Genomic DNA, 22111 nt, shown 5'->3' on the forward strand with positions numbered 1-22111 from the left:
TGAAATGTTAGAGTTTTTGAAGCTTTCTCCTGTCATTCTTCTTGCGGTAATGGTTGTGAACGGCGTGGATATCCTTATATCCGCCTCTATAGGTCTTTTTGTCGCGGCTTTTATATGTAAGTTCACCGAGAAGATGAAGTTCGCGGACATCATGAACGAAGCCGTCGAAGGCGCGAAAGAGGCCACGCTGCTGGCCTTTATCCTGATGCTCGCATACGCGCTGGCGGAGATATTCATGAGCACCGGCGTCGGCGCGGCGGCTATCTCCCTATTCCTTCATGTTGGGGTCACGGGAAAGACGGTGGCCGTCGTCGCGTTCCTTACGACATGCGTTCTCTCCGTCTCCACCGGTACATCATGGGGAACCTTCGCGGCCTGCATTCCCATCTTTATCTGGCTCTGCAACGTAGTAGGCGGCAACCCCGCGATGACCTTTGCCGCGGCGGTGGGCGGCTCCGCCTTTGGCGACAACATCGGACTTATCTCCGATACGACGATACTCAGCTCGGGCCTGCAGGGGGTCAAAGTTGTCGACCGGATACGTGCGCAGGGGCCGTGGTCTGTATTATGCGTCATCCTTGCAGCTATTTGCTTCTATTCATTAAGCGTGGCCATGGGCCTTCCCGACACCGCGGGAGATCCGTCAAAGATACTGGCAGCGATGTCACAGGAGACGATAAAAGTACTCGAGGAGGAGCGTCCCGCGGTGCTCACCCTGCTTGCCCAGGTAAAAGACGGTGTGCCGCTCTATATGATAATTCCGGTGATAATTGTCGTTACAATGGCTGTCATGCGCATGGATACCATCAGCTGCCTTTCCACCGGCATAGTCTGCGCGATTGCCTTCGGATATGCCGCGGGGACAGTCACTTCGATTTCGGACGTCATCGGACTTGTGCAGTCCGGTTTTGAAAGCGCCGGAAGCTGGGCTGTCATAATGCTCTTCTGGGCGATGGGATTTGGCGCGGTAATGCGTAAAATGGACGCCTTTGGCCCGATTGCGGCCTTCTTTGTAAGGATCAGCCGCAGGGTGCGCCACCTTGTCGTCTGCAACGGGCTGCTGTGCCTCATAATCAACGCCACCGTTAATGAGGAGATGTCGCAGATGGCGACGGTTGGGCCGGTTTTAAAAGATATAATCAACAATAATGTCGAGGGATCGGAGGAGGACAAATACAAACTGCGCAACAGAAACGCGCTCTTTTCTGACGCCGTGGGCGTTCATTCCGCCGCGCTGATTCCCTGGCACACGGGGGTTGCCTACTACATGGGGCTGGCGGCGGCGGTATATCCGCTTTATCACTTTACAATAGGAGACCTATATTACAACTTCATGGGAATAATCTGTGTCGTCTCGATATATGTTCTGACCTTTACCGGCTGGGACAGATTCATACCGCTGTTTGGCCTGCCTGAAGAGCCTGCGGTCAGACTGAAAAAGGTCGAGGACCGAGATTATCAAGTGGAAGAAGAGCTGCTTTCAGACCCAAATTAACAGATAGCTTGGGATATAAAAAGGCGGAGCTGCGCGAATTTCGATCGCGTATGCTCCGCCTTTTTTGCTATATTTTGGTAAACAGTGAAAACGTCAGTGTCGCCACCGCCCCCTATGCCGGAAACCTAAATAAAAATCTCCGGCTCTTTCCTCTTTGAGTTCTTCAGCGCGAAGAGCTTTTCCGCCGCGCAGAGCATGAGCTTGTTGAGGGATCTCGCTCCCTGCGGACAGACCTTGATGCAGCGCATGCAGGTGATACATTTTTCCGTATCGGTATTCTCGGGAGTTTCCGCTGGGATAGCCTTTACGGGACATTTGGCGGCGCAGAGGCCGCATTTAACGCAGCTGTCGTCGGCCGAGGGCTTAAAGGGCACGCCGTTATATTCGCGGTATGGCAAATTCCCCTTCAGTACCAGCGGGTCGGCGGCAGCGGCTCTGTTGATCTTGGTAAGTTTACTCACGACATCTTGGGCAAACTTTTCAATCGCCTTAAAATCCTGTTCGTCGGGGCGTCCCGCCGCGACGGAGTGCATGATATTATGCTCGGCGATAAAGGCCGCCGCCGCGACGACCCGGAAACCACGCTGTTCGAGGAGATCCCGCAGCTCGAGCAGGGCGTCGTCGTAGTCGCGGTTTCCGTAGACGGCGACGATCACCGCCGGAGTTTCGTCTCCGTAGAGGTTCTTCAGGCGCTGTACCGCCGTGGCAGGCACACGTCCGCCGTAGACCGGCACGCCTGCCAGCAGCAGTTCATTCGCCGAGAGGCGGTATTCTCCGTCGTCTGCCGGATAATCCGTAATGTCCAGCTCCTGAACCGGCCATGGCAGCCTTTCCGTGACCGCGGACAGTATCCTGTGTGTCGAATCTGTGGGGCTGAAATATACCGATACGGCATTTTTGATATCCATATTATTCACCTCGTTGCCGGCCTTAGGCCAGATAATGGGAAACTGTAATATAGTGGCAGAGGGAGCCTCCCATCACGAAGAGATGGAAGAGTTCATGCGGTCCAAACCACGAGAAGGAAAGCCGCGGCCGCTCAAGCCCGAAGATGACGGCTCCTGCGGTGTATAGAAGTCCGCCAGTCACGAGCCAGACGAGAGCGCCCGGCGTGAGCGCGTGTACCAGCGGTACGATGAAAAAGGCCGCGATCCAGCCCATTGCCACATAGAGCGAACAGGAGAGCCAGACGGGGGCCTCCATCCAGAATATCTTCATCAACAGCCCAGCGGCGGCGACGCCCCAGACAAGAGAGAGCATGATATATCCGAGCGGATATCCGAGCGTGATCACGCACACCGGTGTGTATGTTCCCGCGATCAGCAAAAAGATCGCGATGTGGTCTAGCCGCTGCATGAATTTCGCCGCGCGCGTCTGAACGGCGCAGCACCAATGGTAGATCGAGCTTGTCGAATATAACACGACCATGCTGATCCCAAAGACTAGTACGGAGACGAATGCGGCGACGCCCTCCTCGCCGAAGGCGTCGTAAGCCAGTTTTATCGTCCCTGCGAGCGCGAAGAGCGCCCCCGCGAGATGAGTGAGAGAGCTTGTGATCTCTCTTTTGTCTTTTTTCATTCAGGCGGATGCCTCCTTTAGAGCCTTGTAAAGATATTATACCGCTAATATGAAAAGTGGAAATGAAGGCTCTGTATTTTTAGTTAAGAAAGGTTAATTAATAATTTCTCTTTTTTATTTAGCGTAAGCCTTTCGTTGTTTTTGATATATTAACTATGAGATAATAATATTAATAAAAAATGTCTTATAGTTACCTTAAATAAATCATCCGTAAAAACAAAAAACGGCATCCCGAAACAAACTGGGATGCCGGAACAGGTGGTCAGAGGCTGCCGCTGTAAAGGTGTTAGGTGCCGCGGTAATCTTTCAGCTTTCGTAAAATCTCCACGTCCGCGGGACAGAAATCGTAAAGGGGGATCTCCTCTCTCTTTATCCAGCGGATGTCGTTATGCTCAAGCTTCTGCGGCACGCCATCCGCAATTTTCGCGTTAAAGAGTGTGAGGTGAACGCAGATGTCGGGATATCGGTGTTCGACCTCCGTGAATACGCCGCCCACGGAGATAACGACGCCAAGCTCTTCGCGGCATTCGCGTATCAGCGCCTCCTTCTTCGTTTCGCCAGGTTCCACCTTGCCGCCGACAAACTCCCAGAGCAGGCCGCGCGCCTTCTCCGCCGGACGCTGGCAGATCATGAATTTATCATCGTCCCAAATCAGCGCCGCCACCACTTCCGTCATCTTCATCCAGTACCCTCCGTTTCCTTCTATACCGCACATATTATAGGCGTTTTTGCAAGCGGCGGAGATGGGGATTGACATAACGGCGCACTTTTATACACTTAAACGGAGTATAAATATTGATAAAACAACACTAGAAGGAGGATGGTACGGATGCCCAACATCATCGCGGTGATATGGGACTTTGACAAGACGCTGGTAGACGGTTACATGCAGGACCCGATCTTTAAGGAGTATAGGATCGACGCGGAGAGTTTTTGGGCGGAGGTCAACGCCCTGCCGCAGATGTATCTGGAGACGCAGAATGTGCGTGTCAATCCCGACACCATCTACCTCAGCCACTTTATCCATTGTGTGAAGCGCGGGATCTTTCCTGGGCTGAACAACAGAAAACTATATGAATTTGGCCGTGAGCTGAATTTTTATCCCGGTGTGCCGGAGATATTCGATACGATAAACAACCTCCTGCGCGGCGAGGCCAAATACGAGGAATACGATATCAAGGTCGAGCAGTATATCGTCAGCACCGGCATGACGCAGGTCATCCGCGGCTCCTCTGTCATGCCCTACGTGAAAAACGTCTGGGGCTGCGAGCTCATCGAGGAGGTTGGCGCTGACGGCGTACCGGTGATCAGCGAGGTCGGCTATACGATAGACAACACCACCAAGACGCGGGCGCTTTTTGAGATAAATAAAGGCGTCTGGCTTTCCGACGGGCGTATTGAGGTGAACACGAACATCCCCGAGGAGCAGCGGCGCGTGAACTTTAAAAATATGATCTACATTGCCGACGGCCCGAGCGACGTTCCAGCCTTCTCGGTCGTCAACAAAAACGGCGGCGCGACCTTCGCCATCTATCCGCGCGGAAACCGGAAGGCCTTTGCGCAGGCGGAACAGCTGCGTATGGACGGGCGCGTCAATATGTTCGCCGAGGCCGACTACCGCGAAAACACTACCGCCTATATGTGGATAACGGAAAAGATAAAGGAGATGGCCGAGCGCATCTACGGCAGCGAACGGGAAAAGGTCTTCGACAACATTTCCGCCGCGCCGCGTCATCTGTCGTAAAGGTTTTTGCCGTTGTAGATCTTCACAAAAAATTTCGCGCGCGTGAGCAAAAGCCCGGAAATATGATATATTCATCCGGGTGCCGTTTTTTGCGGCGTCCGGCAGCTTAAATCGCATGGATGCGGCGCGTGGGGCAGCTTCGTCTTGGAGGTATTTGTATGGCTTTGAACAATTATTGGCGTGGGGCGGGGTTCGCTCTATTCGCGGCGGCCTGCTGGGGGCTCATCAGCCCGATCGCGAAGGTACTGGCGGCGGCGGGGATGGACCTTATGTCCGTCATGGTATTCCGTTCGCTTTTCACAATGACCTCCGTGGGCATCGGGCTGCTTGTGATGAGAAAGTTCGAAGTCTTCCGCGTTGACCGCGAAACGCTGCGTTTTTATTTTATCTCCGGTACGCTTTCCGTGGCATTCGCCGGCGGAGGTTTCCTCACCTCGCTTGAATACCTGACGGTTGCCGAGGCGCTTGTCATACACTATACTTTCCCGCTTGCGGCGATCATCGGTTCGCTCTTCATTACGCGCGAAAAACCGACCTTTCTGCAGGTCGTAGCTGGGCTTTTGATAGTTGTGGGGGTCTATATCGGCATGGGCGGAAGCGCCGAGGCGATACGGTCGATCTCGCTGCCTGGGCTCTTGTGGGGGTTCCTCGCCGTTTTCGGCATGGCGGGACAGGTACTTGTCACGCGTCGCTTCTCGCTCTCCCATAAGATGAACGAATTCGGGCTTCTCTTCTATTCAAATGTTTTCGGGATAGTAATGCTCTTTGTCTTCAAGAGCTTTTACTATGGCTGGGGCGATCTCTGCTGCCTCACGGCGCCGCTGTTTTCGATCATGACGCTGCAGGCCTTCACGGGAAGCCTGCTAGCCTACGGCGCGTTTTTTACGGCGCTGAAATACATTCCAGCCGCGGTGGCAAGCCTCCTCTGTACCCTTGAGATCGTCGTCGCGGTCGGACTGACGGCGCTCTTCGTCGATCAGATACCGTCGACGCACGAAATCACCGGCTGTCTGCTGATACTGGTCGCGATAGTCTGCACCTCGATACCGCCGAGAAAGCGAAGCTGACGGCCCTTAGTCCCTACTTATCCTCAAGGCAGGCCTCCATATAGCCGAGCCCGCAGCGCAGATGCTTCTCGACGGCCCGTCTCAGCGCGGCGCTGTCGTTGTCCCTGATGGCGGCGATTATCTCGTTATGTTCCTCGTAGAAGTTATTGAGGAACTCTTCGGATGATATCCAGATAAGCCTGGCATATCTAAGGTTGTTCCACGTCTGCTGTAATATTTCGATCATAATGTCATTATCGTAAAATTTGAAGATATACATATGAAAACGGTCGTTTGCTTCGAGCAGTTTTTCAAGGTCAGGCTTCCCGTCGGAGCAAGGTTTGAATAATTCTTTCATTTCATTATTCAGCAGGACCATCTGTGGTATGTTGTCTGGTTTTATAAAAGGGAGCGCCCGCTCAGCGAGTGCTATCTCAAGCAGGGATTTCAACTCCTGAAGCTTGCGGAATTCCTGTTTGGAGATTCGCGATATCTTCCAGCCAGTTCGGGGGATATATTGTACCAGCCCTTCTTGCTGAAGTTTTGAGAGAGCTTCGCGAACGGGCGTCGTGCTTACTCCCAGACTTTCTGAATATTGGTCGATGTTTATTCTTTCACCAGGTCGTATTTTGCATGATAAAATCTGTGCTTTTATACTTTCGTAAGCCAGCTCGCTCAGCGTAGGCACTTTTATTATGGGCTGCATTTTAAATCCTCCCGACAGAATGACGGTACTTTCGTCTCTTTTTCTCCATTATAGGATAATTAAAGAGATAAATACAATACGGCAGGCCGAGTGAACTCTTCGGACATAGGAGATCGCGCGGCCTGCCGCAATAAATATTCTGCCGGACACAACCTCTTAGAATGGCCCGAGCTTGATAAAGGTTGCTACAAGCAGTCCCGCCGCGCCGATACCCATCAGCATCGCATAGAGCGGCAGCACCCACTTAAAATAGGTTGAAAAGGGTACCTTCGCGACGCCGATGTAGACAACCAAAGCGCCCATTGTCGGAATCACTATGTTTGTGAGCCCGTCGCCAAGCTGGAAGGCCATAACTGCCGTCTGACGCGTCAGGCCGACAACATCCGCAAGCGGGGCCATTATCGGCATCGTCACCGCCGCCTGGCCAGAGCCGGAGGGGATGAAGAAATTGATGATCGCCTGTATAACGAGCATCCCGAGCGCCGAGAGCGACGATGGAATCTGTTTTAACGGTATGGAGAGGCCATAGATGACGGTGTCGAGGATATTGCCCTTCGTCAGTACTACGGAGACAGCGCGCGCGAAGCCGATGCAGACGACTCCGACGAATACTCCAGCACAGGCTTTGCCCATGATGTCGCATATTCTTTCATTATTGAAACCAGCGACGACTCCCGCGATAATGCCGGAGATAAGCCAGAGCGCCCCAATCTCCGCGAAGCTCCATTTCCAAAGCATCGGACCGACCATCTGTAGGCCGATGGTCGCAAGCAGCATGAACATCAAGAGTTTCTGGCGTCCGGTCATCTTCTCCTTTTGCAGAGCCGCGATATCGATATTTGCCGCCGAAGGATTGGTGAAACCGGTGACGCTCGCGGTTGGATCGGCCTTTACCTTTGCAGCGTAACGCAGGACGAACCAGAAGGTGACTACCATCATTGCCAGCCATATCACGACGCGAAAGGTCATCGCCGAATAGACTGGAAGCCCAGCGATACCCTGTGCTACGGCGACGGTGTAGACATTTATCGGCCCGTAAGCGAAGGCTGCGAAGGTGGGTATCATCGCGATGGCAAGGCCTGTCATTACGTCGCAGCCGCAGGCAAGCGCAAGCGCTATCGTCATCGGCACAAAGGGTATATGGAGCTCGAAGGCCCCCATCGCGCCGCGTACGGCGAAGAAGGCCATCAGCGCTCCCATAACGAGAAGATAATTGCCGCGGCAGACCTTGATTATCCATCCGACCATTTTATGCAGTGTGCCGCTCTCAGTGTAGACGTCGGTCGCCGCGATCGTAAACCAGATCATTGACATAATGGCCATTGAGGCCGTGAGGCCGTCGATGATACAGACGAACCAGTCGAAGGGAGCGACCGGCGAGGGCTCTACAAGGTGGAAGGTCGTGGGGTCGATGACCTGGCGTCCAGCTACATCTACCCTGTCATATACTCCAGCGGGAACGATATATGTCATAATTCCGGCCAGTATTAGGCAGAAGAGGATGATCGTCCACACATGGGGAACGCGGAATCCCTTGGTTTTGATCTCAGTTGTTTGGGTGTTATCTTTCATTCTTGCAATCCCTCCATAAATAAAAATTCAAGTCAATTGGCATCAAACAAGCAGGTTTTTGTGTACATGTCCTCCCTGCATTATCAGCAGCAGATTTTTCCGGTGGTCTTTGAAAAGATCGATATTATCAAGCGGATTGCCGTTGACCACAAGAATATCCGCGAGCTTGCCCTCCTCCAGAGTCCCGGTGACGTCTTCAACCCTAAGGATTTTGGCATTCGTCTTCGTAAAGGCGACGATCGCCCCCATCGCCCCCATCGCCTTAGCCTGATAGGCGATAGCTCCTGAAGCGTACTTTGTGTTCTCTCCGGTAAGATCAGTTCCACCTCCTATGGGAATACCGGCCTCCATTGCGTTGTGTATTGCCTCATATCCTCGTTCGCAGACAGATACAAACTTATCGTATATAAATTTTGCGACGAGATCGCGGCTCTTCTCGATGACGATCTCATACGTTATCTGAGTCGGTACGATGAAAGCCCCTTTTTGCGCTACGAGGGCCGCCGTCTCTTTTGTCATGAGGTTCGCATGCTCTATCGTGCGTATGCCGGCATTTGCGCTGAGGACGATGCTTTTGTTTGAATAACTGTGAGAGGCGACATAGCTGCCTACCGAATCAGCCACATCCACAGCGGCTTTCAGCTCTTCAAGCGTATACTGCGAGGTTTCCGGACCCTGTGTAGGGCTTGCGCAGCCGCCGCCGCACATTACTTTGATAAAATCGGCGCCGCGCCGGATATTCTCACGGGCGGTCTTCAGCATCTCTGGTACGCCGTCGGCAATGACGGATCGGAAGCCCATGTACGGTTCAGAATAGGGGCGTGTCTCCGAGGCGACACGGTCGTCGCCGTGGCCACCGGTCTGAGCGATCGCCGCGCCGCAGATCTTGAGGCGAGGCCCAACCGCCAGCCCAAGGTTCACCACCTCGCGGAAGCCGGCGTCGGCTCCTCCCGTGTCGCGCGCATAGGTATATCCCTGGTCAAGCGCCTCGCGGAGATTCTTAAACATCCTTGCCGCCATGAGCCCCGGGGCGTTTCTTCGGGAGAGGTTTATCACCTCTATCTCAACGAGGCCGAGGTGCATGTGGGCATCAATTAAGCCCGGCATTATGGTATTGCCCTTACAGTCAAAGGTTTTATCCGCGTAAGGTGCGCTGATACGCTTACCTATCTCCTTAATGTGGTCGTTTTCCACAAGAAGCGAAATATTTTCTCTAATTTCACCGCCGTTGCCGTCAATCAAATTTGCGTTTTTGAAAAGCTTGTATGCCATGAATATCCCTCTTTATGCAGGTTTAATATTGTACAACATGCACGATATATGGTACATGCTGTATTATATACGTAAAAAATGAGATAATCAATAGAGACTGTTAAGTAAAAATAAAAAATTGAAAATTAATTAAAAACAAGAGATTTTGGAAGTTGATGGGTAAAAATAGTTGTAAATGTAAGGATAAATAGCGGTTATGTTACGATAGTCAGTACATCGATGATAAAAACTAAAAAAACACCGAGGCCCTAACGCCGAAGCGGCGGCAGTTGTCCTTTATTTCTCCGCGCAGCGTCTGCCAGTAATCCTTCCGTCCTTGGCGGTAGATTTTGTCGTAGAGGCCTGTCAGTTCGGGGCGCAGTGCGTTTATGAGGTTGAGGATGTTCTCTCTGTTTTGATTGCGCAGGTTCAGCGTATCGAAGTTCATCTCCGATACATGAGGAGCGGCGGCCTCTATCAGCGCGGCGCAGTCCGTTATCCCGGGGAATATGGGGGCCGCCATCACGCCGGTGCCGATACCTGCTTCTTTCAGCGCTGCGAGCACGGCGAGCTTTTTTTGCGGGCTCGACGCGTGGGGCTCCATCTTGCGCCGGAATCCGTCGTCGAGCGAACTGAAGGAGATGAGGACCTTTACGCGAGGAAATTCTTTGAAAAGGTCGATGTCACGTGTCACGAGCGCCGATTTGGTGATGATCGTGATATCGGGCTGCGCCGGCAGCAGTGATTGGAGGATGGCGCGCGTCGCCTGCGCGCGTTCCTCGTAGGGATTGTAAGCGTCGGTCATTGAACTTAGGAGTATCTCTTTATGGAATATCTTCGCGGGATCGAACGGCACGGCTGGGTGCTTCACGTCAAGGAACGTACCCCACGGTTCGGCGCGTCCGCCGCGCTCCCGCGTGATGCAGGCGGCGTAGCAGTAATGGCAGCCGTGTGGGCATCCGACATACGGGTTTATCACGAAATCCGCGCCGAGCTTGGTCGGCGACAGCAGGTTTTTTACTTTTACGTGCCTCACATTCACCATTGTATCCACTCCACCCCCGTCCCTGCATAACGCATGGTTCTTTACCTCACGCCGTCTTAGCCGCGGCGCGTATACAGCCATTATAACGCCTGGCGTAATGTTGTTATGGAAGGCTCATGGGGAAGATTTGCATTATTAGGCGTCCATTGGTAAACGATAAAGTCGATATTGAATATCATACTTCGGCTCATCAGCGAGCTGCCGCCATTGCACACCTTTTACCTTTTCGCTGTTACAGTATCTTGTTCTTTCTGCCGGCGGCAAGGCTCGTAAGCCGTTCTCCCAGCCAGCCGCTGAGGATGCCCAGCGCCGCGCCGCCGAGGACGTCGGTCGGGAAGTGTACATAGAGATAGAGCCGGGAGAGGGCGATCAGCGCCGCCAGCAGTCCCGCGGGGATCCACCATCCGCTGCGGCGGAAATATAGGGCAGACGCGGCGGCGAAAGAGGCCGCAGTGTGGCCGGAGGGAAACGAATAATCCGCTGGCCGCGCCACCAGCATCTGGATGCCGGTGTTGATGTCGTATGGACGAATCCGCGCTGCTAAGGGCTTTATCAGGCCGTTGCAGAGAAATATCTCAATCGCCAGCGCGGTGGCCACCGCGACGCCCAGCCGTCGTGTCCGGGGGAATAAAACCAGGAGCAGCGCCGCGGCGATCCATATGAAGCCCTTGTCCCCCAGACGGGAGATAAACGGCATCAGAAAATCTCCCGCCCCAGAGCGCAGATGGTTTTGGATGAAATCTAAAACGGCAAAGTCAAAATTCTGCAAGGCGACCCCTCCTTATCGCGGTGGTCCGGCGGCGCCCGGTTGCCGCGTGCCGGTGAAGCACAAACAGTATAAAACATAAGCCTCCCGTTGTAAGGAGCGGATGGTTCGGATGCTCATTTTATCAGACGGATATGTGGCGGATATTTTATATTGATGTACAATATAATTGCCGTCTTAGCAATGAAAATGGAGGGGAGATTCCATGGAAAAAAAGACGATAAAGATATGTATGGCGGGGTTTGGCAACGTTGGGGTACGTTTTACGCGGCTTCTGCTGGAAAAGGAGCGCGAGCTGCGCGACGATTACGGCTGCCGGGTGCTGGTCACCGGCGTCTGTACGCGCAGCAAGGGTACGATGATGAACCCGCGGGGCCTCGATCTTGGCGGCCTTCTAATCATGAACGGCGAACTGGGGCGATTTGAGCCCGAACATCCCGATTTTGTCTCCGGCTGCGACACCCACGCGATGATCGCCGCCGCTGAGGCGGATCTTTTTATAGAGCTCAGCACCCTTTCGATCGGCGACGGGGAGCCGGCCACGAGCTACATCAAAGAGGCCTTTGCCCGGGGAATGGACGTCATCACCGCTAACAAGGGGCCCGAGGCCTGGTCCTTCAATGAGCTGAAAGAGCTCGCCGAGACATCGGGAAGGAAATTCCTCTACGAGACGATCGTAATGGATGGCGCCCCGATCTTCAATATGGCGCGCGCCGGACTGCGCGGCAACCGGATCATCGCTCTGCGCGGCATACTGAACTCCACTACGAACTTTATCCTCGGCGAAATTGAGAAGGGCGGCAACTTCGCGGATGCCGTCGCCGAGGCGCAGCGTCTGCAGTTTGCCGAGGCGGACCCTTCGATGGATGTCGACGGCTGGGACGGCGCGGCGAAAATATGCGCGCTCGCGAATATCCTTATGGACGCGCGTCATACGCCGAAGGATGTGAAGGTCAAAAGTCTGGCAGGAATAACCACCGCTGATGTGAAGGCCGCCGAGACGGAGGGCTGCCGCATCAAATATATCTGCGGCGCGGAACGGGGCGACGACGGCGCCGTGCGGCTCTTCGTGGAACCGCGGCGGTTACCTCTCTCCGACCCCATGTGCTCGGTCAACGGCCGCTCTTCGGCGCTTATCTTCTATACCGACCTGGCGGGAGAGATAATGCTGACCGAGCGCGATCCCGATATCCTGCAGACCGCCTATGGAGTCTACAGCGACCTGCTGACGCTGATTGCGGAGAGATAAAGCGACAGCGTAAACAACGAACTGGTAAGGGGGCCGGCAAGGTCTCGGCCCCCTTCTTACTATATGGTGCGGCCTTTATGGAAGAACCGGCGGCTTGTGGAGCCATTGGTGTTCCCGTTGTTTTTTACCTGCGGATGACCTTGTGGAGCCATGAGTGTGATGGTAAAATATTTATATTCTTATCGGGCAGCAGTCCTATTTCTTAGTTATTATGGACGTTGCTGCAGCTGGTGGACTTTCTCATATATCATACAAGTAATCTGTAAGGGGAGCTTTTATATATTATGTCAAACGAAGACAGGATTCGGTTTTCTTTTTTACTTATTATCACGGTCATTGTATTCACCTTAAACGTGCAGATGACCCAGGCCAACCGCCGGGGGCTCAGCGAGCTTGACTCGCTCTTCGACGGCTACCTGTCGTCGACGGCGCGGCAGTGGGCTGACGCTTCGGAGGCCGACGCGCAGCAGTACGAGGCCGGAGCGGAGATTCAGTAGCGGCGGTGGATTTTTTAATGGCGCGGCGATATTATCCGCGCCATTAAGGTTGCCCTTTATCTGGTATTCATTCTAAGTCCGGCGAAAATAGCCGGGCTTTTTATTTTGCCCGATCATAACATTGGAACATAACGGAAGATCATTATGGCAGAACCGAAGGCGGTGGGTGAAACGCCTTTCTACGTGCTTTCGCAGAAGCCCGTGGAGACGGTGCGGTCCATCGTCTGCCGCCGCGCTTTTTTCCCCGCTTATTCGTACGAATTATTTGGCGGGATTACCGGTCGAGCAGGGCAGCCCGGCGGCGCATTTGCCGCACGCGTCAGTGGCGTTTACAAAATGAATGCCGCTCTGCGAATAATATTTTTCCGTCCGCATCACCATCGCGTAACAGCTGACACGGTCGAACCCCTCCGCGCCTAGGGCGTCGCCGACGCAATGTTTCAGGCACAGTCCACAGCTCCCGTTTCTCTTATACAGGCACCGCTCCTCCGGCAGCATCTTGTCCGGGGAAAGGGGAAGGTCGGTGACGACGGATGAGAGGTAACCGCAGCAGCCGCTGTCTGTCAGCAAAAGGTTGTTCATACCGAAGGTGCCCATGCCGCCTAAATAGGCAGGCGATATGCCGGTGGGACCAACGGCTTTTGTAGGTTGTAGGGGTCACGTAGCTTGTTCCGGTTGGCTTCACAGCCAGATAGCCGCTCTCCTGTATAACCCTGACCAGACCGTCGTCAATCGCCTTTACCGCGTTTGCCGAATGGCTGTAGGCATGAGTCCATAGCTCCGAGGCATAATAACCGCCCCTGTTGCTGTTGATGACCTCAATACTGAAGGGCAGAAAATAGACGGGGATCACAGTGGGGGCTGCCATAAAATCCGTCGTAAGGTGATGCTCCGGGTGCACGATCTCCCTTAGCCGTGCTATTTGCGGATGGCTGGCGTCTGTAAAGCGGACGACCGGCCTCCGCCATAACTCCGGCGCCGACGCGCCGTGTCTGTACTGGAGCAGCAGATCATACACTAATTGCCGCAACGTCTCTTTTGTCATAACGACACCGTCCAGACCGATATTTTCTGTTGTGTTCCTCTGTATTATACAGCGGAGACGGCAGTCTAAGCTGGTTGTCACAATGATTCTTTGTCATAGGAAATAAAAGGACATCTCTTTGTTCAGCTTAGCGAGTTAAAACGGTGACTTATATGCGGATCAGTACGCGGGTAAAGTTCGGTGAGGTCTGTGAAGTGCCTGCCTGTTGCGGTAAATTTTTTCACATATAAGAATCCGCCGGATGCGGTCGTTAAAAACGATTACGAACCCGGCGGCTTCGTGTTATCATCAGCCGCTGAAAATCAGGGCAGCAGCGGCATCACGTCGGATGGGGCGACCCTTAGATATATAGTCTCGCCGGCGTGATAATTCTTCGCGAGTTCCTTTGAAAGCTCTATGCGTATCACCGCGAAATTGCTCTCCGACTTGGTCTCATTGGGGCGTACGGTAATGACCGCCGAAAAAACGTCGTCGCGTACCTCAATGACCTTCGCCCGAATCGTGTTTTCGTCGCGCTCGTCTTCAGCAACAGGAATCAGATAATGGGCGCGTACCCCCACATAGCGCGCCTCGTCCGGTATCAGATGCGCGCTCGTGAAGGTCATGTTCCAATCGCTCGCGCGCAGGCGGTGGCTGTCGATGATCTCGATACGCGAGAAATTCTTGCAGCCTGAGAGGATCGCCGCGGCGAGCGTCGGCGGCGCGTCGAAAAATTCGCCGACCGTCTTCACCGGCTCCGAATGTCCCTCGTTTATCACGCAGACCCGGTCACAAAGCCTGTAGACCTCGTCGCGGTTGTGCGAGACATAGATCGTCGTGCCGGAATACTCGCGCAGTATCCGTGAAAGTTTCAGCTCAAGCTGCCAGTGGAGGAAGCTGTCCAGCGCCGAGAGCGGTTCGTCAAGCATGATCACCGCGGGATCGCTTGCCATGATGCGTGCGAGCGCTATGCGCTGCTGCTGCCCGCCGGAGAGCTGTGAGGGATAATGGTCCTCCAGTCCGGAGATGAAAAAGCGCCGCGCGATCTCCTGATAGCGCTCCTCCTTATTCGCGTTCCGCCCCGCGCCGTGCTCGAATACCGTCATGATATTCTGCCGTGTCGTCATATTGGGAAAGAGCGCGTAATTCTGAAACAGCAGCCCCGTCCGGCGCTGCTGCGGGCGGAGATTTATTCCTCTCTTAGAATCAAAAAAGGTCACGCCGTCAACGATGATCTGTCCCTCGTCGGGCGTTACGATGCCGGCGATGCACTTCAGCGTCATGCTTTTGCCGCAGCCTGAGCCGCCGAGCAGCGCGAGCACCTCGTTGCCGGCCTCAAAATCTACCTCGAGGGAAAAACTTCCGAGCCTCTTCTTAAAATTGACGATCGCGGACATTCCGGCCCCTCCCTACTTCCGTTCGAACTCTTCGCTCAGAGTGTGGTTCACTGCGCGGCCCTTGGGCTGCCTGTAGCTGTTTTCGAGCATATTCACCGCGACGAGCACGATGAAGGAGATCACCAGATTCACCATTACCCACTTATAGGCCGCCGCGTCGTTGCCCTCGCGCCAAAGCTGATAGACCGTCGTCGAGATCGTCGCCGTACGTCCCGGGATATAGCCGGTGACCATCGTCGTCGCGCCATATTCACCGAGGGCGCGCGCGAAGGCCAGCACCGTCGCCGCGAGAATGCCGTCCTTACAGTTCGGCACCATGATATGCCAGAAAATATAAGTGTTTGAAAGCCCCAGAGTTTGGGCGCTGTAGGTTAGATTATGGTCGAAGCCGTCAAAGGCTCCGCGTACCGTGCGGTACATCAGCGGGAAAGTCACGATCGCCGTCGCGAAGATCGCCGAATACCAGGTCATCGTGAGACGGAAGCCGAAAAGATCCATCACGACGGAGCCGATCGGTCCGAGCGGCCCGATCGTCTTCAGCAGGAAAAAACCGACCACCGTCGGCGGCAGTACCATCGGCAGCGTCAGCAGACAGTCCAGCACCCCCTTTGTGAACTTTGAGGTCTTAGAGATATAATAGGCGGCGCAGATGCCGGTAAAAAAAGTTAAAAAGGTAGAAATCCCCGCGATCCTCAGCGAGTTATATAAAGGAAACCAATCCAAAAAACGTCACTCCCCGCGGCCTGAACGCCGCCCGTTATTCTAAATCAATAGATAAAAAAAAGCCAATCATCAAGCCGCCGCGTCCGGCGGCCCCGCCAGCCTTACGGCGCGAAACAGAGGCTTGTCTGCCATGCCTACTGCCGTTTGCTTAATAAAAAAGGGACCGATATGTTTCGGCCCCTTCACACGAGGAGAGAGGAGAAGTCCTATTTGCCTGAATATTACTTCTCCGGAATAGCAAATCCTATCTTCTTAAATACGTTCGCGCAGGCGTCGCTCTTGAGGAACTTCACAAAAGCTTCGGCTGCCGCCTTATTCTTCGAATCCTTCATGATTGCCGCGGGATAGACGATCGGCTTATGCGTATCCTTCGGCGCCGAAGCTACCACCTCGACCGCGTCCGAGGTGGCCGCGTCGGTGCTGTAAACTACGCCGCAGCTGACTGCCGCCGCCGCCGTCTGCGCAAGGACCTCTTTGACGTTGCTTGCGAAGGTGATCTTATTCTCGGATTTCAGCTTGTCCCAGAGCCCCATATTCTTGAAAATCTCTTCCGAATACTGTCCCACGGGAACGTCGGAGTTGCCGAGGGCGATCAGCTTCACCTTGTCGGTGACGACATCCGAGAAATTATTGATGCCGGTCGCGTTCTTGCCCTTGGGAACGATAAGGACGACCTTATTGGCGACGATGTTGAAACGTGTTCCCGGCATTACGAATTTGTCGTTGATCGCGTTCATCTGCTTCTGTCCGGCGGAGATGAAGATGTCGCACTCCGCGCCCTGCTCGATCTGCGTCTTAAGCGTGCCGCTGGAGTCGAAGTTGTAGACGATCTTTACGTTGGGGTCTGCCTTCTGGTACATCTGCGCGATCTGGTTCATAGATTCCATCATCGAGGCCGCCGCAAAGACGGAAAGTTCTGTCGCCGCGAAGACGGGGGCCGCCGTGAGAATCACGGCGCAAACCAGCGCTAAAAACGATAATTTCTTCATAAAATTCGCTCCTTTATCTTCTGTATATCGCGGCTGGCCGCCGCATAAGAAGATTATATATCGTCGCGGCCTTTATTGCAATGTACTTGCATTGCAATAAAAATATAAAAGACGTGGCGATAATACAAAAAATAGTTGACAAAGGTAAAATACGCCGTGATTTATCACGAAATAGGGCAAAGGCAGGAAAACTGGGGAAAACCAGCAGTCGTCATGAAAACGGTATCTTTTTTATCAACAGGCAATGGCCGCGCCGCGCATGAGCGCCCTTTTTGCGGCTGCTGTAATCATATTTGCTGCGATGGACGATTTTAAATGTCACGGTGTCAGCAGATGCGATAATCCGCGGAGATAATTCCCTCTATCACTGAAATGAGGCACTTTGATTTACGAGGCATTCGTGATACACTAACCAGGCCCACAGCTGACAATATAACATTTGGCTCCGATAGTAAGTAAAAAAATTTTTCTGGAGGGGTAACAATGCAACTGGAACGGTATAACGGCCACATAGAAGAGGCTGACTTTCTCAACTTGCTGATGGTGGACATCGCTGGTAATATCCGCAGCGTATCTCTGCCTCACGGGTATGTCTCCGACAAGGTGCTTCGGGAGGGCATCGGCTTCGACGCCTCGAACTACGGCTACGCGAAGGTGAACAACTCGGACATGGTTGCGATCCCTGACATGTCCACCGCTTTCTTTGAGCTCCGCGACGATTACAAGACGCTGCATGTGCTCTGCGACGTCGTCTCGACGGAGCGCGAGACTTTCGACCAGTATCCGCGGAACGTCATCCGCAACGCGCAGAAGTTCCTGCGCGACAATAAGATCGCCGACACGGCGAAGGTGCTCGTCGAACTTGAGTACTATGTATTTGAGGAGGCGGAGTACGCGAGCGGCATCGAAGGGGCCTTCTATCGCGTTAAGTCCTCCGAAGGGCTTGGCGAAGGCTACAATGACAAGCCGCGCGTCGGCTTGCACGGGGCTTACCACCGCATGCCGCCCGACGACAGCTACATGGATTTCCGCAACGAGACGGTGCATCTTATGGAGGTGCTCGGCATCCCCGTGAAGTACCATCATCACGAGGTGGCGGTCTCCCAGCTGGAGATAGAGCTCGACTTCATGGATATGGCGCATGCCGCGGACATGGTTTCGCTCGCGAAGTGGATAATCCGCCAGGTCGCTTCGGAGTGGGGGCTGTGCGTCACCTTTATGCCCAAGCCTCTCTACAAGATGCCGGGCAACGGGATGCACGTCCATCAGTTTCTTGAAAAGGATGGAAAGTCGATATTCCCCGGCGACGTGCTCTTCAGCCTTTCACAGGAGGGACTCGCCTACATCGCGGGCATGCTTTCACACAGCCTTACAGGCAGTCTGCTTGCCTTCGCCTGCCCCAGTACGAACAGCTACCGCCGCCTCGTTCAGGGTTACGAAGCGCCGGTCTCCGCTACCTTTGCGAAGGGCTCGCGCGCGGCCGCGGTACGTATTCCCGGATATGTGAAAAAAGAGGAGACGTGCGTTGAATACCGTACCGGCGACGCCTCGTGCAACCTCTACTTCTTCCTCGCGGCGATGGTGCTCGCGGGCGCGGACGGCATAATCAGGAAGATGGACCCCGTGGCGCTCGGCTACCAGAGCCAGGACGCGAAAGAGGAGCTTACCTTCCCGCTCAACCTCAACGCCGTGCTTGACGGTGTGGAAAAAGACAAAGAATACCTCGCTCCCGCCTTCCCGGAGAAGCTCATCGAACTCTGGACGAAGGCCAAGCGCGCAGAGGCGGAGTACATCTATAACGCGCCGACGCCGCAGGAATATGAGCTCTACTTTTAATTAAAAATAGATAAAAAGATAAAGAAAGCGCCTCCCCTTGAAAAAGGGAGGCGCTTTCGCTTTCTTGTGTATTGTGCCTTGCGAAGAATCTAGCGGCAGACTCCAACGGCGGCGACGAAGTCCTTCTCGGACATCGCGGCGCTCTCCGACATAAAGAGCACCTTGCCGTCGATCGGCGCAAGGACCTTTTCCGTGGGTGTGCCGAAATAGTCGGTGAGCAGCCCGATCATCTGACCGCGCTTGACCATATCTCCCACGCTTACCCTCCGGTAGTGAATGCCGCGGCTTTTGGCGTACACCATCTCCATATTTTCAAATATCTGCGGCCTGCCCACCGGCTGAACGTTGCCGCGCAGGGTGCCGAAGCGGCGCAGGACATTTTTTATCCCTTCGGTATGGGTATTTACGCTGTCGGCTGACGCGATCCCCAGGCCTCCGGTCTGGAATAGGGCGGAGGGGATGCCGATGTTCTCGTAGACGCTGGCGTAGCAGGTGCCCTTATCGGACCAGCGCCCCTCCGTCTCCGTTATCATGATATTTGGCAGCCCGTAATAATAGGCCATCTCATGTGAACGGTCGTTGAGCTCTCCTTTTCTGCCGCGGTGATATATCGCGAACGGCGCGGATCTCTCCAGCACCTCGCCGCAATGGAGGTCCATATGATAGTCGGCCCCCTTTATTTCGTCGAATATCTTCGCCGCCAGCACGCCGTTATAGCTCCCCTTGGCCTTGCCCGGAAAGCTGCGGTTAAGATTGTTCTTGTCCAGCGGTGAAAATGATACGTTGCGTGATTCAAAGGCGGCGGTGTCACAGACGGTGATGATCTTTACGCTGCCCTTGATATCCGCCGGCGACAGCTCGCGGAACAGCTTTATCGCCGCCAGCACGCCGCAGTATTCGCCGCCGTGTATCCCCGCGGTGACTACCGCGTCGGGTCCCTCGACGTCGCCGATCACAAGAGCGACGGGAAGCTCAATCTTTCTGCCGTCCTCTGTCTGGAATTGGAATAACTCTGTCTTTTTTCCTCCCATTTCAACTTCCCTCTTTTTCAATATATTTTTTACCGAACTTGGAAAATATCAGTCCCCTGTGATATTTCCAATAGCTTTCGCAATTTTTTCTATTATTCTATTATCAGATAACTGACAAGAATAAAATTATAAAAAAGAGATAAAAAGGAGCCGGTAAATACAGCCCTCTTTATCCTGCTATCTACTTAATTCTCAGTCTGCACGGTGATACCAAGCAATACTTTAAAGCGGTGACTTTACAATGCCAAAATTATATGCACATACACTCCAATACCCATTATACCTCAAATACGAAAATTTCTACGCTAAAAACAGTTGTCCGCAAGTTCGCTCGGCGCTGTATCTTCTATCAAATCACAGCGGAAGCGCTGCAAAGCAAAAGGCGCGTCTCCTCGTCGCTTGGGTTTTCCCAATGATGCGCCACGACGGCGTCATAATAGAGGAAATCACCCTCGTTCATCTCGTAGAGAAGGTCAAGGCCGTAAACGAAGCAGACCCTTCCCTTCAGTACATAAAAAAACTCATCGCCAGTGTGTGACCGCTTATCTCCCGTCATCATCTTTGGCGGAATAGTCAGTATCACCGGCTGCATCCTAAACCTCTGATCCTGGACCAGATAACGGGCGGTGACATTTTCCTCGCCGCGGGCCAACACACGAACAACATACCCCTCTCCGCACATAACGGGTGTGGGCGGCGGGACCTCCGTTGTCAGGGTCAGCGCCGAGACCGGTACATGAAAGGCCTCCGCGAGTTTTTGCAGACTTTCGATACTGGGGTTTGATTTATTGTTCTCCAGCTTTGAAAGCTGCGCTACGGAAATCTCACAAAGGTCGGAGAGTTCCGTTAGTGTCCATCCGCTCTTTTTCCGATGGCTCTTTATTGTTTCGCCAAGCCTCAAGGTATAATCCCCCTATTTTCCGTTGACAAAAATTTTTCATCTCAGGAAAACAAATATAGTCTAACAAAACTTTTTGATAAGTCAAATCAAAAACCCTGTCAGAATGTGGTTTTTCATAATATATAGCAAAGTTTAGTATAAAAGTGATAATACGTCCATAGAAAAGTTGTGCATGGTGAACATTATCATATGAAAAAATACAGATATGGCGTAATATAATGATAAATGATACCTGTCACTATATGGAAAAGAGCGGGGTGCGGTTATGAAGAATTTCGCCAAGTGTTATTTTGATATTGTGGGGATGCTGACGATCGGGGAGGAAGACGGAAAGCTGACCGATCTGCATTTTGAGACCAGCGGCACGTATCCCCGCGGAGATTTGAATATGAACGAGACGCCGCTGCTTGCTGAGACCGGCCGGCAGCTCGGAGAATATTTTGAAGGCAAACGTAAATGTTTTGAGCTGCCGCTCGCGCCGAAGGGTACGCCCTTTCAGATGCGCTGCTGGGAGGCTTTGCAAAAGATACCATATGGTTCCACCGTGACTTACGGCGATATCGCGCGCGCCGTGGGCTCGCCTAAGGGGTTTCGCGCCGTGGGGCTGGCGAACAACAGAAACCCGATCGCGATAATCATCCCCTGCCACCGCGTCATCGGCGCCAACGGCAAACTTGTAGGTTTCGGCGGCGGCCTTGACATGAAGAGCAATCTGCTGCTGCACGAAGCGCAATACGTAAATCGGCGTTTATAAGCACGACTAACTTCATGACTGGGGGCTTGGTAATGCTCACCGCACTTTAGTGCGCCTCCGCTTACCAAGCCCCCAGTCATTTCGTTATTCGCACTTCTAAACGCCGATTTCCTTCGGGTAGGGAAAACGATAAATTACGATTTAGCTTTTCTTTTGACTTTGCCCTTAAAGGTGCCCTCTCAGAGGGAGCTCCCCGCGAAGCGGGGTGAGGGAGAGTTGACCTTAGGTCCTTCCGCGGCTTTTGCCGCGGGCTCTGTTTGGCGCGGTTTCCGCGCCAAACAGAGCAACACTCCTTCCGTCAGCCGCCAAAAACAGGCGGCCGACACCTCTGATGTAACTACCAGCCGAATCGCACGAAATCAAAGATTTCGGCTCTCTGGCCGCCTCAGAGAGGGAGGCTTAAAGGGCAAGTCAAAAACTAAACCGTTACTTACCTTCGATAAGGGAAATGATAAATCGCTGTTTATCTTTTTTCTATAAAAAATGTAAATAGGTTTTGTGAATTTT

Annotated in this window: 21 protein-coding genes; 7 read left to right on the plus strand and 14 right to left on the minus strand. The window is 53.4% G+C overall.

Annotated elements, in window-relative coordinates:
* Positions 1 to 4: 4 nt before the first annotated feature.
* Entirely contained in the window at positions 5 to 1495 is a 1491-nt protein-coding gene (locus LIO98_RS08380; protein WP_291955448.1) for a Na+/H+ antiporter NhaC family protein, read from the plus strand.
* Positions 1496 to 1620: 125 nt separating this feature from the next.
* On the opposite strand, the gene LIO98_RS08385 is transcribed toward LIO98_RS08380, so the two are convergent.
* From LIO98_RS08385 to LIO98_RS08395, 3 genes are all read right to left on the minus strand, one after another.
* On the minus strand, positions 1621 to 2403 hold the full coding sequence (locus LIO98_RS08385; protein WP_291955451.1) for an EFR1 family ferrodoxin: 783 nt from the start codon (positions 2401 to 2403) through the stop codon (positions 1621 to 1623).
* A gap of 22 nt (positions 2404 to 2425) precedes the next feature.
* Positions 2426 to 3073 carry a hemolysin III family protein gene (locus LIO98_RS08390; RefSeq protein ID WP_291955454.1) on the minus strand — a complete coding sequence of 216 codons (648 nt, stop codon included), beginning with the start codon at positions 3071 to 3073 and terminating at the stop codon, positions 2426 to 2428.
* A gap of 286 nt (positions 3074 to 3359) precedes the next feature.
* Positions 3360 to 3755, minus strand: coding sequence for a (deoxy)nucleoside triphosphate pyrophosphohydrolase (locus tag LIO98_RS08395; protein ID WP_291955456.1), 396 nt, complete (start codon positions 3753 to 3755; stop codon positions 3360 to 3362).
* A gap of 147 nt (positions 3756 to 3902) precedes the next feature.
* Here LIO98_RS08395 and LIO98_RS08400 point away from each other — a divergent pair, with 147 nt between their 5' ends.
* Positions 3903 to 4817 (plus strand): HAD family hydrolase, encoded by a 915-nt coding sequence (locus LIO98_RS08400; RefSeq protein WP_291955459.1) that lies wholly within the window; start codon positions 3903 to 3905, stop codon positions 4815 to 4817.
* Positions 4818 to 4975: 158 nt separating this feature from the next.
* The gene (locus tag LIO98_RS08405; RefSeq protein WP_291955462.1) at positions 4976 to 5884 is read left to right on the plus strand and encodes a DMT family transporter; all 909 of its coding nucleotides are present in this window, start codon (positions 4976 to 4978) and stop codon (positions 5882 to 5884) included.
* 13 nt (positions 5885 to 5897) lie between these two features.
* On the opposite strand, the gene LIO98_RS08410 is transcribed toward LIO98_RS08405, so the two are convergent.
* From LIO98_RS08410 to LIO98_RS08430, 5 genes are all read right to left on the minus strand, one after another.
* Complete coding sequence (locus tag LIO98_RS08410) at positions 5898 to 6569, minus strand: GntR family transcriptional regulator (RefSeq protein ID WP_291955465.1); 672 nt, start codon at positions 6567 to 6569, stop codon at positions 5898 to 5900.
* A 156-nt stretch (positions 6570 to 6725) separates the two neighbouring features.
* A complete protein-coding gene (locus LIO98_RS08415; RefSeq protein WP_291955468.1) occupies positions 6726 to 8141 on the minus strand; it encodes an AbgT family transporter in 1416 nt (471 codons plus the stop codon).
* Between the two features lie 42 nt (positions 8142 to 8183).
* Positions 8184 to 9413 (minus strand): amidohydrolase family protein, encoded by a 1230-nt coding sequence (locus LIO98_RS08420; protein ID WP_291955471.1) that lies wholly within the window; start codon positions 9411 to 9413, stop codon positions 8184 to 8186.
* A 229-nt stretch (positions 9414 to 9642) separates the two neighbouring features.
* Entirely contained in the window at positions 9643 to 10437 is a 795-nt protein-coding gene (locus LIO98_RS08425) for a radical SAM protein (protein ID WP_291955501.1), read from the minus strand.
* Positions 10438 to 10669: 232 nt separating this feature from the next.
* Entirely contained in the window at positions 10670 to 11206 is a 537-nt protein-coding gene (locus LIO98_RS08430) for a phosphatase PAP2 family protein (protein ID WP_291955474.1), read from the minus strand.
* 202 nt (positions 11207 to 11408) lie between these two features.
* Between LIO98_RS08430 and LIO98_RS08435 the strand changes: the two genes are divergently transcribed.
* Both LIO98_RS08435 and LIO98_RS08440 read left to right on the plus strand, forming a co-directional pair.
* Positions 11409 to 12452, plus strand: a complete 1044-nt coding sequence (locus LIO98_RS08435) for a homoserine dehydrogenase (RefSeq protein WP_291955477.1) — start codon at positions 11409 to 11411, stop codon at positions 12450 to 12452.
* 284 nt (positions 12453 to 12736) lie between these two features.
* Positions 12737 to 12949, plus strand: coding sequence for a hypothetical protein (locus tag LIO98_RS08440; RefSeq protein WP_291955480.1), 213 nt, complete (start codon positions 12737 to 12739; stop codon positions 12947 to 12949).
* A 261-nt stretch (positions 12950 to 13210) separates the two neighbouring features.
* On the opposite strand, the gene LIO98_RS08445 is transcribed toward LIO98_RS08440, so the two are convergent.
* The 4 genes from LIO98_RS08445 to modA form a co-directional block, all read right to left on the minus strand.
* Positions 13211 to 13546, minus strand: a complete 336-nt coding sequence (locus tag LIO98_RS08445; protein WP_291955482.1) for a hypothetical protein — start codon at positions 13544 to 13546, stop codon at positions 13211 to 13213.
* A 750-nt stretch (positions 13547 to 14296) separates the two neighbouring features.
* Entirely contained in the window at positions 14297 to 15370 is a 1074-nt protein-coding gene (locus LIO98_RS08450) for an ATP-binding cassette domain-containing protein (protein ID WP_291955484.1), read from the minus strand.
* A gap of 12 nt (positions 15371 to 15382) precedes the next feature.
* Positions 15383 to 16093 carry a molybdate ABC transporter permease subunit gene (gene modB / locus LIO98_RS08455; protein WP_291955486.1) on the minus strand — a complete coding sequence of 237 codons (711 nt, stop codon included), beginning with the start codon at positions 16091 to 16093 and terminating at the stop codon, positions 15383 to 15385.
* A gap of 221 nt (positions 16094 to 16314) precedes the next feature.
* Complete coding sequence (modA, locus tag LIO98_RS08460) at positions 16315 to 17082, minus strand: molybdate ABC transporter substrate-binding protein (protein ID WP_291955488.1); 768 nt, start codon at positions 17080 to 17082, stop codon at positions 16315 to 16317.
* Between the two features lie 483 nt (positions 17083 to 17565).
* On the opposite strand from modA, the gene LIO98_RS08465 reads away from it, so the two are divergent.
* Positions 17566 to 18918: a glutamine synthetase beta-grasp domain-containing protein gene (locus LIO98_RS08465; RefSeq protein WP_291955490.1), complete on the plus strand. Its 1353-nt coding sequence runs from the start codon at positions 17566 to 17568 to the stop codon at positions 18916 to 18918.
* Positions 18919 to 19007: 89 nt separating this feature from the next.
* On the opposite strand, the gene LIO98_RS08470 is transcribed toward LIO98_RS08465, so the two are convergent.
* Positions 19008 to 19949 (minus strand): M14 family metallopeptidase, encoded by a 942-nt coding sequence (locus LIO98_RS08470; RefSeq protein WP_291955493.1) that lies wholly within the window; start codon positions 19947 to 19949, stop codon positions 19008 to 19010.
* A gap of 349 nt (positions 19950 to 20298) precedes the next feature.
* Positions 20299 to 20850: an XRE family transcriptional regulator gene (locus LIO98_RS08475; protein ID WP_291955495.1), complete on the minus strand. Its 552-nt coding sequence runs from the start codon at positions 20848 to 20850 to the stop codon at positions 20299 to 20301.
* A 265-nt stretch (positions 20851 to 21115) separates the two neighbouring features.
* Here LIO98_RS08475 and LIO98_RS08480 point away from each other — a divergent pair, with 265 nt between their 5' ends.
* On the plus strand, positions 21116 to 21604 hold the full coding sequence (locus tag LIO98_RS08480) for a methylated-DNA--[protein]-cysteine S-methyltransferase (protein WP_291955496.1): 489 nt from the start codon (positions 21116 to 21118) through the stop codon (positions 21602 to 21604).
* The last annotated feature ends 507 nt before the right edge of the window (positions 21605 to 22111 follow it).

Origin of the sequence: Cloacibacillus sp. (assembly GCF_020860125.1) — a bacterium.
Taxonomy (GTDB): Bacteria; Synergistota; Synergistia; order Synergistales; family Synergistaceae; genus Cloacibacillus.

Excerpts from the sequence above, each read along its gene's own strand:
- LIO98_RS08420 (WP_291955471.1), bottom strand. The coding sequence starts at position 9,413 with ATGGCATACAAGCTTTTCAAAAACGCAAATTTGATTGACGGCAACGGC.
- LIO98_RS08380 (WP_291955448.1), top strand. The coding sequence starts at position 5 with ATGTTAGAGTTTTTGAAGCTTTCTCCTGTCATTCTTCTTGCGGTAATG.
- LIO98_RS08440 (WP_291955480.1), top strand. The coding sequence starts at position 12,737 with ATGTCAAACGAAGACAGGATTCGGTTTTCTTTTTTACTTATTATCACG.
- LIO98_RS08445 (WP_291955482.1), bottom strand. The coding sequence starts at position 13,546 with ATGGGCACCTTCGGTATGAACAACCTTTTGCTGACAGACAGCGGCTGC.
- LIO98_RS08435 (WP_291955477.1), top strand. The coding sequence starts at position 11,409 with ATGGAAAAAAAGACGATAAAGATATGTATGGCGGGGTTTGGCAACGTT.
- LIO98_RS08450 (WP_291955484.1), bottom strand. The coding sequence starts at position 15,370 with ATGTCCGCGATCGTCAATTTTAAGAAGAGGCTCGGAAGTTTTTCCCTC.
- LIO98_RS08390 (WP_291955454.1), bottom strand. The coding sequence starts at position 3,073 with ATGAAAAAAGACAAAAGAGAGATCACAAGCTCTCTCACTCATCTCGCG.
- LIO98_RS08470 (WP_291955493.1), bottom strand. The coding sequence starts at position 19,949 with ATGGGAGGAAAAAAGACAGAGTTATTCCAATTCCAGACAGAGGACGGC.
- LIO98_RS08395 (WP_291955456.1), bottom strand. The coding sequence starts at position 3,755 with ATGAAGATGACGGAAGTGGTGGCGGCGCTGATTTGGGACGATGATAAA.
- LIO98_RS08465 (WP_291955490.1), top strand. The coding sequence starts at position 17,566 with ATGCAACTGGAACGGTATAACGGCCACATAGAAGAGGCTGACTTTCTC.
- LIO98_RS08405 (WP_291955462.1), top strand. The coding sequence starts at position 4,976 with ATGGCTTTGAACAATTATTGGCGTGGGGCGGGGTTCGCTCTATTCGCG.
- LIO98_RS08425 (WP_291955501.1), bottom strand. The coding sequence starts at position 10,437 with ATGGTGAATGTGAGGCACGTAAAAGTAAAAAACCTGCTGTCGCCGACC.
- LIO98_RS08410 (WP_291955465.1), bottom strand. The coding sequence starts at position 6,569 with ATGCAGCCCATAATAAAAGTGCCTACGCTGAGCGAGCTGGCTTACGAA.
- modA (WP_291955488.1), bottom strand. The coding sequence starts at position 17,082 with ATGAAGAAATTATCGTTTTTAGCGCTGGTTTGCGCCGTGATTCTCACG.
- LIO98_RS08480 (WP_291955496.1), top strand. The coding sequence starts at position 21,116 with ATGAAGAATTTCGCCAAGTGTTATTTTGATATTGTGGGGATGCTGACG.
- LIO98_RS08415 (WP_291955468.1), bottom strand. The coding sequence starts at position 8,141 with ATGAAAGATAACACCCAAACAACTGAGATCAAAACCAAGGGATTCCGC.
- LIO98_RS08385 (WP_291955451.1), bottom strand. The coding sequence starts at position 2,403 with ATGGATATCAAAAATGCCGTATCGGTATATTTCAGCCCCACAGATTCG.
- LIO98_RS08400 (WP_291955459.1), top strand. The coding sequence starts at position 3,903 with ATGCCCAACATCATCGCGGTGATATGGGACTTTGACAAGACGCTGGTA.